This is a genomic window from Pseudomonas veronii (genome assembly GCF_001439695.1).
Taxonomy (GTDB): Bacteria; Pseudomonadota; Gammaproteobacteria; order Pseudomonadales; family Pseudomonadaceae; genus Aquipseudomonas; species Aquipseudomonas veronii.
This window is the reverse complement of the sequence record NZ_JYLL01000008.1, coordinates 78,550-93,908: the sequence shown is the minus strand read 5'-3', so window position 1 is coordinate 93,908 and position 15,359 is coordinate 78,550. Positions and strand designations below refer to the sequence as shown.

Here is a 15,359-nt window from a genome sequence, read left to right as displayed (position 1 = left end):
TTGCTCAGTGATCCAGCGCGCTCAGGATCGCATGGGCGACCTTGACCCGCTCGGCATTCGGATAGTTCTTGTTCGCCAGGATCACCACGCCCATGTCCTTGCTTGGCACATACGCCACATACGCGCCAAAGCCTGCGGTTGAGCCGGTTTTGTTGTACAGCACGTTGGCCGGTTGCGCTTGCGGCGTCGCCAGCCAATCGGGGCGGTGAGGTTCCATGGCCATCGGTGTCGAGTTGCCGTCAATCAGCGCTTGCAGGGCGATGGGGTAGGGGTAGTACTCCCAGCCCAGGCCCTGGGTCATGCCGTTCACGCGGTAATAACCAGCGTGGGTACTGGCGATGGCTTGTTGCAGCGGCTTTTCCAGGGTTTGCGGGTGCAGGTTGGCGATCACATAGCGCGCCAGGTCGTGGGTGCTGGTCTTGATGCCGTAGGCTTCGCTGTCCAGTGCGCCCGGGCTTACACGGACGGGTTTCTGCTGCTTGTCGTAGCCTTGGGCGTACTCGCCGGATTGCGCGGTGGGCACGCTGAGGTGGGTGTTGCTCAACCCCAGCTTGGGCAGCAGGGTGTGCTCCATGGCGACATTGAACGGCTGGCCCAGGCTTCGCGCCGCGAGGTAGCCAAACAGGCCGATGCTCGGGTTGGAATAGAGACGTTGCGCGCCTGGGGCGTAGCTGGGTTTCCAGCGCTGGAAGTAGCCGAGCATGGCGTCGGCGTTGTCGGCGGCATCCGGAAACTGCAGCGGCAGGCCGCCGGGGGTGTAGGTCGCCAGTTGCAGCAGGCTGATGCGGTCAAAGGCGCTGCCGGCCAACGCAGGCCAGTATTGGCTGGCCTTGTCCGACAGCGTGAGCTTGCCGATGGCCTGGGCGTAACCGCCCAGGGTTGCGGTGAAGGTTTTGCTCACTGAGCCGATTTCGAACAAGGTGTTTTGGTTGACCGGTTGCTGCGCTTCTTTCGATGCCATGCCGTAGTTAAAGTATTGCACCTTGCCGTTCTGCACCACCGCCACCGCCAGGCCGGGAATAGCCTGTTGCTGCATCAGCGGTTTGACGCTGGCGTCTACCACGGCCTGCAGGTCGGTGGCGGCCAGGCACTGGCCGGCGCCGAGAAACATTGCCAGCGCCGTTAAATGACGCACTCCAAATACCGCTTGTTGGGGCATGATATCGCTTCCATGAGTATGATCGATTGAATGAACAGCCTGCGCGGGCGTGCCAAAGGTAGACAGTTCGCCGGGCCTGGGCAAACGATGATATTTCGCACCAGCCATTAGAAAAATTAGGGGCAAGCATGCTGCGTTCCCATCTGCCTCTCAATGCCCTGCGCGCATTCGAGGCCTCCGCCCGGCACCTGAGTTTTACGCGGGCCGCCATTGAGTTATGTGTCACCCAGGCGGCGGTCAGCCACCAGGTCAAGAGCCTGGAGGCGCAACTGAACGTCACCCTGTTCAAACGCCTGCCGCGTGGCCTGATGCTGACCCGCGAAGGCGAGACGTTGTTGCCGGTGCTGCGCGAATCCTTCGACCGCATTGCCCACACCCTGGGCCAGTTCGAAGGCGGGCACTACCGCGAAGTGCTCAGCGTCGGCGCGGTCGGCACTTTTGCGGTGGGCTGGCTGCTGCCGCGCCTGGCGGACTTCCAGCACCGCTACCCGTTTATCGACCTGCGCCTGTCGACGCACAACAACCGTGTCGATGTCGCCGCCGAAGGCCTGGATTACGCGATCCGTTTCGGCGCCGGGGCCTGGCATGGCACCGACGCCTGCCCATTGTTCGAAGCGCCGCTGACGGTGCTCTGCGTGCCGTCAATCGCCGAGCAGTTACACACGCCGGTCGAGCTGTTGAAGCACACGGTGCTGCGCTCCTATCGCGCCGATGAGTGGAACCTGTGGTTCCAGGCCGCCGGGCTGCCTGCCGACACCCTGGTGCCGCGCAGCATCGTGTTTGACTCATCGTTGGCGATGATGGAAGCAGCGCTGCAGGGTGTCGGTGTGGCGTTGGCCCCTGCGCTGATGTTCTCGCGACAACTGGAAAGTGATGCGATCCGCCAGCCCTTCAACGTGGGCATCAGCACCGGCAGCTATTGGTTGACGCGCCTGCAGTCACGCGCCGAAACCTCGGCGATGCAGGCGTTCAAGGCCTGGCTGACGGTGATGGCGGCGCAGGGCTGAGATTTTCATCAAGAAGCAAAATGAAACATTTGTCGGCGGCTAACCTCTACACATTCAGAGGCGGTCAGGCCAGGTATTTGTTGAACCACCCCAGCGTGCGCTGCCACGCCAGGTTCGCCGCCGCCTCGTCATAACGCGGCGTCGAGTCGTTGTGAAAACCGTGGTTGGCGCCCTTGTAGATATACGCTTCATAGGTAGTGCCCGCGGCCTTCAGGGCCTTTTCATAGGCCGGCCAGCCTTCGTTGATCCGCGTATCCAGTTCGCCGTAATGCAGCATGATCGGTGCCTTGATGCGCGGCACGTCCTTGGCCTCTGGCTGCCGCCCGTAAAATGACACGGCGGCGCCCAGTTCCGGGTAGGCCACGGCTGCTGCATTGACCACGCCGCCGCCATAGCAGAAGCCGGTAATCCCGACTTTTCCGGTGCTGTTGTCGTGGTGCATCAGCCACTCGATGGCGGCGAAGAAGTCGTTCATCAGCTTGGTCGGGTCGACTTTTTGTTGCAGCGCTACGCCTTTTTCATCGTTGCCGGGGTAGCCCCCCACGGATGTCAGGCCATCCGGCGCGAGGGCGATAAAGCCGGCCTTGGCCAGGCGGCGGGCGACGTCTTCGATATACGGGTTGAGGCCGCGGTTTTCATGCACCACGACCACGGCGGGGACTTTGCCGGTGGCCTTGGCCGGGCGCACCAGATAGCCGCGCACCGTGCCGTTGCCCTTGGGCGAAGGGTAGGTGATGTAGTCCGCGACGATGTCCGGGTCGGTGAATTTCACTTGCTCGGCCAGCGCATAGTTGGGGCTCAGGGCGGCGAGCAGCGCCGACGCGGTGAGCCCGCCGAAGGTGAACAGTGCAGCGCGGTCGAGAAACTCGCGGCGGTTGATCTTGCCGTGGGCGTAGCCGTCGTAGAGCTCCAGCAGTTCGGGGGCGAAGTCTTTCGCGGTGAGACGAGTCATCGGTGCAGTCCTCGATTAGCGGTGCCAGTCAATGTAGACCAGGATCACGCGTTGCGAGCGTGGGCGGCGGCGGCCAGTTGCCCGGTATCGACGCGCACGAACACCGAATCGCCGATCGCCGTGAGCACATCGCCGGCGTATACCTCGCAGACCACGCGGCTTTTACGCCCCACATCGCCCTCGACCCGGGCACGCAAGGTCAGCGTGACACCCAGGGGCGTGGGCTTGATGAATTTGATCCCGAGATGCCCGGTCACGCAGTCGATACGCGGCAGGCTGCCGGGTTCGCGTTGTTCGGCGCGGTAGTGGTAGGCCATGGCGGTCCAGTTCGAGTGGCAGTCCACCAGCATGGCGATCAGGCCGCCGTAGACCAGATCCGGCCAGCCGCTGTATTTCGCTTCCGGTTGGTGCTCGGCGACCACGTGAATGCCGTCGGCATCCCAGCGGCTCTTGATATGCAGGCCATGGGGGTTGTTGCCGCCGCAGCCGTAGCAGATGCCTTCGGGGGCGGTGGTGTCTTGCAGTGACGGGGTGTGCATGCCAAGTCCTTATTGTTCTGGGAGGGGACTGTCCTGTTTAACAGGACGCGCGCCGGATGGGAATAATGCCATCGCCGCAGACGCTAGCGCGCAAACCGCTTGGCTCCGGCCACACAGCCGATCACTGCGACTGTCACCAGCACCATGCCCAGGCTGACCTGCTCATGCAGCAGGCCCGCCGCCAGCGCCAGGCCGAAGAACGGTTGCAGCAACTGCAACTGGCCGACCGCGGCGATGCCGCCTTGGGCCAGCCCGCGGTACCAGAACACAAACCCGATCAACATGCTGAACAGCGCCACATAGCCCAGGCTCAGCCACGCCGGCAGGCTGATGCCAGTGAAGGTCGGCGGCGCGAGCATCAGGCTCAATGGCAGCGCCACCGGCAACGACACCACCAGCGCCCAACAGATCACTTGCCAGCCGCCCAGGCTGCGCGACAGCTTGGCGCCCTCGGCGTAACCCAGGCCGCACACCAGCACCGCCAACAGCATCAGCAGGTCACCGGCCGGGGCGGCGCTCAGGCCCTGGGCGGCGGCATACCCCATCACCAGCGCGCTGCCCAGGATCGAAAACAACCAGAACACCGGGCGTGGCCGCTCACCGCCGCGCAGTACGCCAAAGAGCGCCGTGGCCAGCGGCAACAGGCCGATAAACACGATGGAGTGCGCGGACGTCACGTATTGCAGGGCCAGCGCCGTCAGCAAGGGGAAGCCGATGACCACGCCGAGGGCGACGATGACCAGGGGCAGCCATTGCGCGCGTGTTGGGCGTTTTTCCTTGAAAAAAACCAACAGGCACAACGCCAACACGCCGGCCAGGGTGGCGCGCAGCAGGGTGAGGAACACCGGTTCGAATTCCATCACCGCCAGGCGCGTCGCCGGCAACGAACCGCTGAAAATCACCACGCCGATAAAGCCATTGATCCAACCCTGGGTGCTGTTGGCCAGGGGATTGAGCGGTGAGGTCTGTTCCATGAAGGGGGCCCGAAAAAAGGAGAGGTTGCGTGCGGGCCATGCTAGGCAGGAAGATTAAGACAATCAAAAAATTGTCATGGATACATCGCCCATGCCCCGCGCCCGTTACAAAAACCTGGTCGACACCTTCGCCGAGGACATCCGCAGCGGCAGGCTGTCGCCCGGCGAGCGTCTGCCCACCCATCGGCAATTGGCCGCGCGCCACGGCCTCGCGCTGGTCACCGCGAGCCGCGTGTACAGCGAGCTGGCGGCGATGGGCCTGGTCAGCGGTGAAACCGGTCGCGGCACCTTCGTGCGCGAGATCTCGCTGCCGCCGGGGCAGGGCAGTGGGCAGATGAGCGTGGCGCCGGGCATGCTGGATCTGAATTTCAACTACCCGTCATTGCCGGGCCAGGCCGAGCTGCTGCGCACGGCATTGCGTCAACTGGCGCTGTCCGGCGATCTGCAAGCGTTACTGCGTTACCAGCCCCACGCCGGGCGCCAGCATGAACGCGCGGCGGTGGCGCGCCATCTGCTGAGTCGAGGGCTGACGGTCGAGGCCGACCAGGTGCTGCTGGTCAGCGGCGCGCAACATGGGTTGGCCGTGACGCTGATGGCGCTGCTCAAACCGGGGGATGTGATTGCCGTCGACGCGCTGACCTATTCAGGCTTCAAGGTGCTGGCCGAGACCCTGCACCTGGAAATGCTGGCGATCCCGCTCACCGCCAGCGGCCCCGACCTCGATTATCTGCACAGCCTGTGTCGCAAGCATCCGGTCCGCGCGGTGTATAGCATGCCGACCGTGCATAACCCGCTGGGTTGGGTGATGAGCCTGGAGCAGCGCGAGCAGTTGGTAGCCATCGCCCGTCAGCACAACCTGATGATCATCGAGGACGCGGCCTACGCATTTCTGGCAGAACACGCGCCACCGCCGTTGGCGACCCTCGCGCCGGAACGCACGGTGTATGTCGGCGGCTTTTCGAAAAGCGTCGCCACCGGCCTGCGGGTCGGCTTTGTGTCAGCCCCGGCGGCGTGGGTGAAGGCCCTGGAACGCAGCATCATGGCCACGACCTGGAATGTGCCGGGAGTAATGAGCGCGATTGCCGTGGCCTGGCTCGACGACGGCACGGTGGCTCAACTGGAAGCACAGAAACGCCAGGATGCCCGGGCACGCCAGGCATTGGCGGCACAGGTGCTGAAGGGGCTGACGTACATCAGCCATCCTTCCTCGTATTTTCTCTGGTTGCCCCTGGCGGAAGAGGCCCGCGCCGATCAGATCGCCATGACCTTGCAGCGCGAAAATATCGCCGTGTCCACCGCCGAACCGTTTGCCGTATCCGCCCATGTACCGCATGCGCTGCGCCTGGCGTTGGGCTCGGTGGACATGACGGCGCTGCGCGAGGCCTTGCTGGCGGTACGCAAGGTGGTGGCGTGGTGACGCTATCCGGCACTTCCTGCTTAACTGGCACATCGCTATGCTACGGCGAAAACAACAAACCGCCTTGTGAGAAAACATGGACTTTAATTGGCACAGCGACCCCATCACCCGCAGCACCCCGATCACCCCGCGCTACAAAAACACCCAGAACGTGCGCCGTTTCATGCTTGAACACTGCGGCCCGGGGTTTAAGTTCGACCGCGCATTCATGGCCTGGATTCGCAACGATACGGCCAAAACCCTCGGCGATATGGTGGATGAGTGGCAGCGTCGAAACGCCGGCTTATGATTACTCAAGGCATGGCGACACTGGTTAACTACGGCACCCATTTGACGCCAGGCCTGCTGCTGTTCGGCGCGTGGTTCGCGCTCACCCCCAGGTCGATGACGGCGATCCGCATCCTGATTCTGTTGGCGGCGTTTGTGCTGATGCGCGATGCGATGACGCCGTTGCGCATGTGGGCGCTCAGTGACGATGTGCAGATTGCATTCACCGCCAACACCTTTGTGCTGGCGGCGCTGGGCGGTCTATCGCTGTTGCTGGTTGCCGGGCTCGCGTGGGTAGCGCCGGACTTGTCGCGGCTGGTCTTGTGGTCCAAGGGCAATTGCGCCGTCGGACTGGCGAGGGGCCTGGCGGTGGGCTGCCTGATCGGCGTACCGCTGCGGCTTTACCAGGGCGTGGATACGCAAGCGATCCACGATTACTGGGTGTGGCTGCCAGGCATGGTGGTATTGGCCTATGGCGCCAATGCGTTGGAAGAGGTGTTGTTTCGCGGTTATCTGCAGGGGTATCTGGAACAACAACTGACGCCACTGCGGGCGGCCTTGATCAGCGGCGTGGCGTTCGCGGCCTGCCATGCGTTCCTGGCCCTGAGCGTCACTCAATTGGGCTGGCCGGTGTTGCTGTTTACCCTGATAGAAGGGCTGGCCTGCGCGTTGTTGCGCATGCGTCATGGTGTGTTGGCCGCGACGCTCGCCCATGGCACGGCGATCCTGTTGATTGCCGTGCCTCTGGTTGCCTGAATGAGCAGCGCAACCAAGTGGGAGCGGTGGCTCCCACCGTTGGACCGCGCGTCAGCGTGGCGTGAGCGCCGGCGTGCGCGGCGGAATCAGGCGTTTGCTGCCGGTGGCTTCATACGCTGACGCCAGCTGCAGCAACCTGGAGTCATCGTAGGCGCGCCCGGCAAAGGTCAGCCCGACCGGCATGCCGATATCCGCCATCACGCCCATCGGCACGGTAACGGTCGGCACGCCCAAGTGGCGGATGGCAAGGTTGCCGTTGGCCACCCACACGCCATTGCTCCAGGCGATGTCGGCGGACGCTTCGTTCACATCGGCATCGGCAGGGCCGACGTCGGCGACGGTGGGGAAGATCACGGCATCGAGGCCGAGCTTATCCATCCAGTCTTCGAGGTCGATGCGCCGGGTCTGTTCGAGGCCGCGCAGGCCGTCGGGCAGGGTGCTGATCTGGTTCCACGGGGTGATCCCGCGTTGGGCCATCCGCACGTATTCGTCCATGCCGGCGGCCAGTTCGTCTTCACGGTTGGGCAAGGTGCCGGGGTCATGGGGGAAAATCTTCGGCCCGTCGACATCCGCCAGGCGGTTCAGGTTCGGGTCGTTATTGGCGCGCAGGAAGTCATCGAAGGCCCATGCGGACAGTTCCCACAACTCATCGTGGAGGAATTCCTTGGACACCAGGCCACGGGTAAACACCGTCGGTGCGCCGGGGCGGTCGCCTTCGCAGTTGGACACCAGGGGGAAGTCCACTTCGATGACTTCGGCGCCGGCCGCCTCGAGGGCCTGGCGCGCGGCTTGCCACAGGGCGATGACGCTGGCGCGGGTGTTGATCTTTTGCCCGGTCGGGCCACCGATGCCGGGTTTCTCGCTGGTGCCGGCGTCGGGGTCGGCGTTGATGTACATGCGCGGTACGCCAAAGCGTTTGCCGGCGAGGGATGCGGCGGTCGCGGCCAGTTCAGCGTAAGCCGCCGGGCGCACCGAAGCGACGCTGGGGATGGGCACCCAAGGTTGCAGGCGCCAGAGGTCGCCGCGGGTGTCGGGGTCTTCGGCGACCACCACGTCGAGTACTTCCAGCAGGTCGGCCATGGTGCGCGCATAAGGCACCACCACGTCCATGGTGGGGGTCAGCGGCCAGTTGCCGCGCACCGAAATCACCCCACGGGACGGGGTATAGGCACACAGGCCGTTGTTGGACGCCGGGCCACGCCCGCTCGACCAGGTTTCTTCCGCCAGACCGAATGCCGCGAAGCTCGCGGCAGTCGCGGTGCCGGCGCCGTTGGACGAGCCGGAGGCAAACGGTGCCGTCAGGTAGGCGGCGTTATACGGGCTTTCCGCGCGGCCATACACGCCACGCTGCATGCCGCCATTGGCCATCGGCGGCATGTTGGTCTTGCCCAGGCAGATGGCACCACCGGCCCGCAGCCGTTCGATGCTGAAGGCGTCGCGCTGGGCAACCAGTTTGGCGAACGCCGGACTGCCGGACGCCGCCGTGAGGCCCTTGACCAGGTAACTGTCCTTGGCGGTATAGGGAATGCCGTCGAGCGGTCCCAGCGTTGCGCCCTTGGCCCGGCGCGCATCGGACGCCTCGGCTTCGTCCAGGGCCGCGGGGTTGCGCACCACCACGGCATTCAGCGCGGTCGCGGTCTGCGCGCCGTCGTAGGCGTCGATCCGCGCCAGATAAGCCTGGACCAGTTCGACGGCCGTGGTCTGGCCGGACTCAAGCGCCGCGCGCAATTGGGCAATGGAGACTTCGGTAACTTGCATCAGGTTTTTTTCGCCGCCTTCAAGTGGGGGTATGGCGGCAGTCTACGGACAGATATTTCACAAAACCAGCGCCGCATAACCTTCGAAAGCGCTGCGCATGACCTGCCATGTGAAGTCGTCGGCGGGAATCAGATGCTCGATCCGCAGCGAGGTGAGGGTAATGTCCTGGGGCATGCCGAAGGTGGTGAAGGTCGATAGAAAGTTCAGCTCGCCCTGGGTCGAGCGCACGCGGGTCAACACCAGTGGCGGCATGTCGCTGGGCAGTTCGGTGTGGGCGGGCACCGGCAGGCTGGTCAGCAGCGCCGCCAACGATGGGTTGGTCAAGGCCTCGCGGGTTGCCCGTTGCCAGGCGAGGGTGCGGATCTCTTCGGCGTTGATCAGGTGATCGCCCAGGCCGCCCGATTGCAGCAGGGTGCTCAGCAGGTTCACGCCATCGGCGGCGCCCGGGTCGATCCCGACCAAGCCAAAGAGCACGGCAGTGCTGGTGTTGGCCGCCAGCACCTGCCACTCACTGCCGAGCAGAATCGCCGGGGCGGGGTTGTTGGCGTGCAGCACATGGCTGACCGCTTCGCGAATGGCCGCCATGGCCGGCGAGGCGAGGGGGGTGGCGGCATAACGCGGGGCAAAGCCGGCGGCGAGGAATACGCGGTTGCACTGGTCGAGGGGCACCTGCAGCGCGCTCAGCAGATTGTGCAGGGTGCCGGGGCTCGGCTTGGCGCGGCCGGTTTCCAGGCAACTGAGATGACGCTGCGAGACTCCGGTGATCAGGGCCAGGTCGAGCTGGCTCAACTGTGCCTGGCGGCGTAGCCGGCGCAAGTGTTCGCCGGCGGTAGCAGGATTGTCCATGGCGTGACCATGACCTCCGAGGTCATTGCGAGGGGCTGAACCTTATCACTATCGTGGGCCTCGATCACTTCAAGGAAGAGACCATGCACAGACCCTTTATCGCCCTGGCCGGTTTGCTCGGGTTTTCGCTGTATACGCTGATAACGATGCTGACCGCGGAGCAGTCGCTGCTGGCGTTTGGCCGGCAATTGCTGTCGCGGCCGGACACCGCGCAAGTGGTGATCGACCTGTACCTGATGGCGCTGCTGGCTTGTGTGTGGATGTACCGCGACGCCCGGCGGCGAGGGCGGTCGGTGGCGTCGGTGCTGCCTTACTGGGTGCTGACGGTGCTGTTCGTTTCGGTGGGGCCGCTGCTCTATATCGTCATCACGGGGTTGCGGGATGAATGAGCTATTGCGTGTCTATGCACTGTGCGTGTTGATGCTGTGCCTGAAGATGCTGGCGATTTCCTGCTATCAGGGCTTCTTCCGCCTGCGCGCGCGGGCGTTCACTAATCCCGAAGATGCGGCTTTCTTCAACCGTGCGCCGCAGCCAGACGAACTGCCGCAAGTCGGCCGTGCCGCCAGGGCGTGGGCCAATGACCTGGAGAACATTCCGCTGTTTTTTGTCCTCGGCGGGCTGTGTGTCGTGGCGGGCACCGCTTCGGTAGCCACGGGAGTGCTGTTCGGGGTTTTTACCCTGGCGCGGGTGGCACACACGCTCATGTACCTGATGGAGTGCCAGCCCTGGCGCACGCTGGCCTATGGGGTGGGCGTGGCGTGTCTGATCGGGTTGGGCGCGATGCTCGTGTTGAAAATGATATGAAGGGCACCGGCGTCCTCAAGCGCTAGCTGTAGGCGCCGGCCCCGTGCGATCGAGCCGCCGGATGCCCCGGCAGGCTCAACCGATCAAACGCCTTTGGTCGACGGCAACAGAATCGTCAGAACCCCCAGCAACGGCAGGAACGAGCACAGCGTGTAGACGTACTCGATGCCATGGCTGTCCGCGAGCAACCCCAGCAATGCCGCGCCGATACCGCTGAAGCCGAACATCAGGCCAAAGAACACGCCGGCGATCATCCCGACATTGCCCGGCACCAACTCCTGGGCGAAGACGACGATGGCGGAGAACGCCGACGCCAGGATGAAACCGATCACCACGCTGAGCATCGCGGTCCAGAACAGGTCGACATAGGGCAGGGCCAGGGTGAACGGCGCCGCGCCGAGGATGGAGAACCAGATGACGGTCTTGCGTCCGATCCGGTCGCCGATCGGCCCACCAAAGAAGGTGCCCGCGGCCACCGCGCCGAGGAACAGGAACAGGTAAAGCTGGGAACTGGCGACCGACAGGTTGAATTTCTCGATCAGATAGAAGGTGAAATAGCTGGTCAGGCTGGACATGTAGAAGTACTTGGAAAACACCAGCAAGGCCAGCACCACCAAGGCAAAGGTCACGCGGCCTTTCGACAGGCCGTGGGTGGCTTTGCTGCCTTGCTTGAGCTTGAACAAATTGAGGTGGTTGCGGTACCAGCGGCTCAAGCCATACAGCACCAGGATCGCGAACACCGCAAACAGGCCGAACCAGGCGATATGCCCCTGGCCGTAGGGAATGACGATCGCCGCCGCCAGCAGTGGGCCGAACGCGCTGCCAGCGTTGCCGCCGACCTGGAAGGTCGATTGCGCCAGGCCGTAGCGCCCGCCGGAAGCCAGGCGGGCCACCCGCGACGTTTCCGGGTGGAAGGTCGACGAGCCGACGCCGATCAGCGCCGACGCCAGCAGGATTGCCGGGAACGTGCCGACAAACGCCAGCATCAGGATGCCGATCAAGGTACACACCATGCCCGCCGGCAACAGCCAGGGTTTGGGGTGGCGGTCGGTGTGGTAGCCGATCCACGGTTGCAGCAGGGAGGCGGTCAGTTGGAAGGTCAGGGTGATCAGACCGACCTGGGTGAAGCTCAGCCCGTAGTTGGCCTTGAGCATTGGGTAGATCGAGGGCAGCACGGCCTGGATCAGGTCATTGATCAAATGCGCCAGGGCGCAGGCGCCGAGGACGCGCATGACCAAGGGGCTGACTTGGGGCGGGCTGGAGGTGGCAGCGGGAGACGCGGTCAAGGTCGACATGCAGGCATTCCATACAAGGCAGTGAACGACGGGGACGGGCAGCGATGATTTAAACCGCCGCTCCATGGATGAACTCGGCGTTTATGCTAGATTTGTCGAAAACGCCTGTCTCGCGAAATTCGGGCAGCAAACATCGCAAAAGAGGCGAAGCCATCAAAACACTGGATAAATTTCTGCGGGATATCGATGAGGGCGAGTGGGCCGTCATCAGCTCGGCCACCGACTATCCGGAGAGCTGGGTGATCCCCGACCATAGCCACGAGAAGCATCAACTGCTGTACGCCACCGAAGGCGTGATGGTGGTGCATTCGGCGCAGAATCAGTGGACGGTGCCACCCAATCGCGGCTTCTGGATGCCCAGTGGGCATGTGCATTCGCTGCGCTGCGTCGGGGCGTTGAAAATGCGCAGTGTGTTTGTGCGCCCCGCGAGTTTTCCGAACCTGCCGAGCGAAACCAAGGCCGTCAGCATTTCACCGCTGCTCAGCGAACTGATCAAGGCATCGGTCAGCTTGAAGCCGCCGTATGCCGAGGATTCGCGCGACGCGCGGATCATGCACCTGATCCTCGACGAACTGGCGCTATTGCCGGCCTTGCCGTTGTCCTTGCCCCAGCCTGCAGACCCGCGCATCCGCCGGATTTGCCTGGCGTTGCAGGACGACCCGGGCGATGCCTCGACCGTGGCGGATTGGAGCGAGCGCCTGGGCCTGGACCAGACCACCATCCAGCGCCTGTTCCGCCGGGAAACCGGCCTGACCTTCGGCCAGTGGCGCCAGCAAGCGCGGTTGCTGCTGGCGCTGGAGCGCATAGCCGTGGGCGAGAAGATCATCGATGTGGCATTTGAGCTGGGCTATGAAAGCCCGAGCGCCTTTACCAGTATGTTCAAGAAACAGTTTGGCAAGACGCCGAGTCATTTCTTCCGCTAGCGCAAGGCCTGTCGAGTGCTAACACGGCGGGGTGCTCGCGCACACGTCCAGCAGGCCGTTGAAGGCGTCGATGTCCAGCGGTCGGCTGAGGAAGTAGCCTTGGCCTTCGTCACAGGCCACTGCCTTGAGCAGTGCCAGGTGTTCGGCGGTTTCGATTCCTTCCGCGGTGACTGTCAGCGACAGGGCGCGTCCCAGGCCGACAATCGCCTGCACAATGGCCTTGTCATCGGCGCTGTCCTCCAGCCGGTTCAAGAAACTGCGGTCGATTTTCAACCCGTCGAACGGGAACGCGCGCAAATAGCTCAGGGAGGAATAGCCGGTGCCGAAGTCGTCCATGGCGATGCGGATACCCAGGTGCTTGAGGGTGTGCATGACTTCAAGCGCGCCGACGGCATCTTCAAGCATCACGCTTTCGGTGATTTCCAGCTCCATGCGCGTTGGCTCGATGCCGGACTTATTCAGGGCGTACCGCACGCGCTCCACCAGGTTGCCGCGCTTGAATTCGGTGGGTGACAGGTTTACCGACACAAACAGCTCATCCGGCCACTGCGCGGCGCACGCGCAGGCGGTTTCCAGCACCCAGTCGCTCAGCGAGAGGATCAACCCCGATTCCTCGGCAATCGGGATGAACGTGTCCGGTGCGATCAGGCCACGCTCCGGGTGTTGCCAGCGCACCAGCGCTTCGGCGCCGACCATTTGCCCGTCGCTGATGCGATAGCGTGGTTGAAAGTGCAGACGCAGCTCTGCGTGCTTGATCGCAAACCGCAGGTCGCTTTCCAGGCGGCGCCGTTCGATGATCCGCGCGTTCATTTCGCCGGAGTAAAAACGCCAGGTATTGCGCCCGGCGGCCTTGGCTTCGTACAAGGCAATATCGGCGTAGCGCAACAACTCGGTGACGCCGTTGGCATCATTGGGCGCGAGGGCGATGCCGATACTCGCGCTGATGAACACGTCCTGCTCGTCGACCCTGATCACCCGCTCGACGGACTCGATCAAGCGCCGGCACAGGGCTTCGACTTCGTCCTGGGCGCCGGCATCGATCAGGATCAGTACAAATTCATCGCCGCCGACCCGAGCGACCAGGTCACCGTGGCGCACGCAATCAGAGAGGCGGCTCGATACCTCATTGAGCACCCGGTCGCCGGCGGCATGCCCGAGCAAGTCATTGACCGGTTTGAACCGATCCAGGTCCAGGCTGAGCATGACCAAAGGGTGGGTGAGGGTGGGCAAGGCTTTGAGTTTACCGTCCAGAAACGCTTGCAGGCGCGTGCGATTGGGCAGCCCGGTGAGGGCGTCGTGCTGGGACAGGAACTCGATGCGGCGGCGCGCCTCGACTTCTTCGGTGACGTCGGTGGCCGTTCCGCGAAACCCGCCGCAGGGCATCTCGCGCGCCGACAGCCGGGTGGTGCGCTCCCGTCCCCGGGCGTCGACGTAGCGACACTGCAGGCTGATATCCGCGAGCCGCCCGGGCGTGGTCAGCCACTGAGAAAGGGCGCCGGCATCGGTGTCCAGCAGGTCGTACAGCGTGGCGCCGATCCAGGCCTGGCGGTCCAGGCCGGTGACGCTTTCGAAGCGCTCCGACAGGTAGGTGAAACGCCACTCGCCGTCGATTTCCCAGACCCAGTCCGAACTGGCTTCCACCACATCGCGAAAGCGTGCTTCGCTGGTGGCCAGCGCGTTTTGACTGTCTTGCAGCGAGGTGTGGCTGCTGTCGAGGGCCTGGGCGTCCGCCGTGGTGCGGCGCACAATCAGCCAGGTCATCAGGCACACCAGCAACGCCGCCAGGCCCAGCAGCGGCAAACCGACAGCCATCAAACGCATACCGGGCCGCTCGGGGTGCCAGTGCAGGCTGCCGGCGGCACCGTTCTCACCAAGGGCGAACAACAAGGTCTTGCCGATTTCATCGGGTGTGGCGATGTGCAGGTGATCGACGCCAAAATCGTTGCCGATTTCGGTCAGCTTGGCGCTGTCGAGGATGTTGATGAAGAGCAATACCGAGGCTTTTCGGTCATCGGCGATCACGCTGGGGTCAGTGCCGGGCGTTATCGCCGCTGCCGCCACCAGCGTGGGGTTGCCGCGCACGTTAATGAACGTCGTGACCGGTGTGTCCGTCGCGGCGCCTGCGCGCGCTTGTTCGAGTAGCGCCGCGACGGGCTGGTCGAGCCATTCGGTCAGCTCAATCGGTTGCAGCTTGCCCTCGACCAACGCGTATACCGTGCGGTCCAGGTCGTTGACGACAAACACGCCTTGGAAACCGAAATCATGAAACAGCGTGGGCCCGACGTTTTCGCGGGTATAGGCCCAATTCGTGTCCACGGAAACGTGCAGGTGTTTGTAGGCATCGCCCCAGAATGCGTAATCCTTGACGGTCAGGCGCTGGGATTTTTCCAGGGACTGCACCGCCTTGCGCGTGTAGAAGGCGCTTTCGCTGTCTTCGAATCGGTTCAGTTCCTGGGCGAGGTACACCAGCGAATAGCTGGCCGCCGCAAACACACAGGCGAGCAGCACCACGCACTGGAACAACGACGTGCGCGCCATCGACAGGCTGGTGCGTTGGGAAAGGTTACGAATGATCGGGGCGAAGGTATTTGGCATTGATTCCCGCAGGGCGTCGCCGCTTGTCAGGGTGATGACAGGCTATCGGCAGCCTTACGCAGAAAAT

At 63.7% G+C, this 15,359-nt stretch carries 15 protein-coding genes; 7 read left to right on the top strand and 8 right to left on the bottom strand.

Annotation, left to right across the window (positions count from 1 at the left end; translation table 11 throughout):
* Positions 1–4: 4 nt before the first annotated feature.
* Complete coding sequence (gene ampC / locus TU80_RS13010; RefSeq protein ID WP_057004635.1) at positions 5–1,159, bottom strand: class C beta-lactamase; 1,155 nt, start codon at positions 1,157–1,159, stop codon at positions 5–7.
* 128 nt (positions 1,160–1,287) lie between these two features.
* Between ampC and TU80_RS13005 the strand changes: the two genes are divergently transcribed.
* A complete protein-coding gene (locus TU80_RS13005) occupies positions 1,288–2,166 on the top strand; it encodes a LysR family transcriptional regulator (RefSeq protein ID WP_057004634.1) in 879 nt (292 codons plus the stop codon).
* Positions 2,167–2,230: 64 nt separating this feature from the next.
* Here the strand turns inward: TU80_RS13005 and yghX are convergent, their stop codons facing one another.
* From yghX to TU80_RS12990, 3 genes are all read right to left on the bottom strand, one after another.
* On the bottom strand, positions 2,231–3,118 hold the full coding sequence (gene yghX / locus TU80_RS13000) for a YghX family hydrolase (RefSeq protein WP_046383639.1): 888 nt from the start codon (positions 3,116–3,118) through the stop codon (positions 2,231–2,233).
* A 44-nt stretch (positions 3,119–3,162) separates the two neighbouring features.
* Positions 3,163–3,657: a PaaI family thioesterase gene (locus TU80_RS12995; RefSeq protein WP_046383638.1), complete on the bottom strand. Its 495-nt coding sequence runs from the start codon at positions 3,655–3,657 to the stop codon at positions 3,163–3,165.
* Positions 3,658–3,740: 83 nt separating this feature from the next.
* Positions 3,741–4,631: a DMT family transporter gene (locus tag TU80_RS12990; RefSeq protein WP_057004633.1), complete on the bottom strand. Its 891-nt coding sequence runs from the start codon at positions 4,629–4,631 to the stop codon at positions 3,741–3,743.
* 91 nt (positions 4,632–4,722) lie between these two features.
* Between TU80_RS12990 and TU80_RS12985 the strand changes: the two genes are divergently transcribed.
* From TU80_RS12985 to TU80_RS12975, 3 genes are all read left to right on the top strand, one after another.
* Entirely contained in the window at positions 4,723–6,048 is a 1,326-nt protein-coding gene (locus TU80_RS12985) for an aminotransferase-like domain-containing protein (RefSeq protein ID WP_057004632.1), read from the top strand.
* 76 nt (positions 6,049–6,124) lie between these two features.
* Positions 6,125–6,337, top strand: a complete 213-nt coding sequence (locus tag TU80_RS12980; protein ID WP_046383635.1) for a DUF6434 domain-containing protein — start codon at positions 6,125–6,127, stop codon at positions 6,335–6,337.
* A complete protein-coding gene (locus TU80_RS12975) occupies positions 6,334–7,071 on the top strand; it encodes a CPBP family intramembrane glutamic endopeptidase (RefSeq protein ID WP_057004631.1) in 738 nt (245 codons plus the stop codon). Before TU80_RS12980 ends, TU80_RS12975 begins: the two co-directional genes overlap by 4 nt.
* A 51-nt stretch (positions 7,072–7,122) precedes the next feature.
* Here the strand turns inward: TU80_RS12975 and TU80_RS12970 are convergent, their stop codons facing one another.
* Together TU80_RS12970 and TU80_RS12965 are read right to left on the bottom strand one after the other, a co-directional pair.
* Positions 7,123–8,832 carry an amidase gene (locus TU80_RS12970; protein ID WP_169796384.1) on the bottom strand — a complete coding sequence of 570 codons (1,710 nt, stop codon included), beginning with the start codon at positions 8,830–8,832 and terminating at the stop codon, positions 7,123–7,125.
* A gap of 54 nt (positions 8,833–8,886) precedes the next feature.
* A complete protein-coding gene (locus TU80_RS12965) occupies positions 8,887–9,675 on the bottom strand; it encodes a helix-turn-helix domain-containing protein (RefSeq protein ID WP_057004629.1) in 789 nt (262 codons plus the stop codon).
* A gap of 83 nt (positions 9,676–9,758) precedes the next feature.
* On the opposite strand from TU80_RS12965, the gene TU80_RS12960 reads away from it, so the two are divergent.
* Together TU80_RS12960 and TU80_RS12955 are read left to right on the top strand one after the other, a co-directional pair.
* Positions 9,759–10,064 (top strand): DUF2834 domain-containing protein, encoded by a 306-nt coding sequence (locus tag TU80_RS12960; RefSeq protein ID WP_057004628.1) that lies wholly within the window; start codon positions 9,759–9,761, stop codon positions 10,062–10,064.
* A complete protein-coding gene (locus tag TU80_RS12955; protein WP_046383631.1) occupies positions 10,057–10,479 on the top strand; it encodes an MAPEG family protein in 423 nt (140 codons plus the stop codon). The genes TU80_RS12960 and TU80_RS12955 overlap by 8 nt, the downstream gene beginning before the upstream one ends.
* An 83-nt stretch (positions 10,480–10,562) precedes the next feature.
* Here TU80_RS12955 and TU80_RS12950 read toward each other — a convergent pair whose 3' ends face one another.
* Entirely contained in the window at positions 10,563–11,774 is a 1,212-nt protein-coding gene (locus TU80_RS12950) for an MFS transporter (protein WP_046383630.1), read from the bottom strand.
* 83 nt (positions 11,775–11,857) lie between these two features.
* On the opposite strand from TU80_RS12950, the gene TU80_RS12945 reads away from it, so the two are divergent.
* Positions 11,858–12,697: an AraC family transcriptional regulator gene (locus TU80_RS12945; protein WP_017846438.1), complete on the top strand. Its 840-nt coding sequence runs from the start codon at positions 11,858–11,860 to the stop codon at positions 12,695–12,697.
* A gap of 18 nt (positions 12,698–12,715) precedes the next feature.
* On the opposite strand, the gene TU80_RS12940 is transcribed toward TU80_RS12945, so the two are convergent.
* On the bottom strand, positions 12,716–15,292 hold the full coding sequence (locus TU80_RS12940) for a bifunctional diguanylate cyclase/phosphodiesterase (RefSeq protein ID WP_057004627.1): 2,577 nt from the start codon (positions 15,290–15,292) through the stop codon (positions 12,716–12,718).
* Between the last annotated feature and the right edge of the window lie 67 nt (positions 15,293–15,359).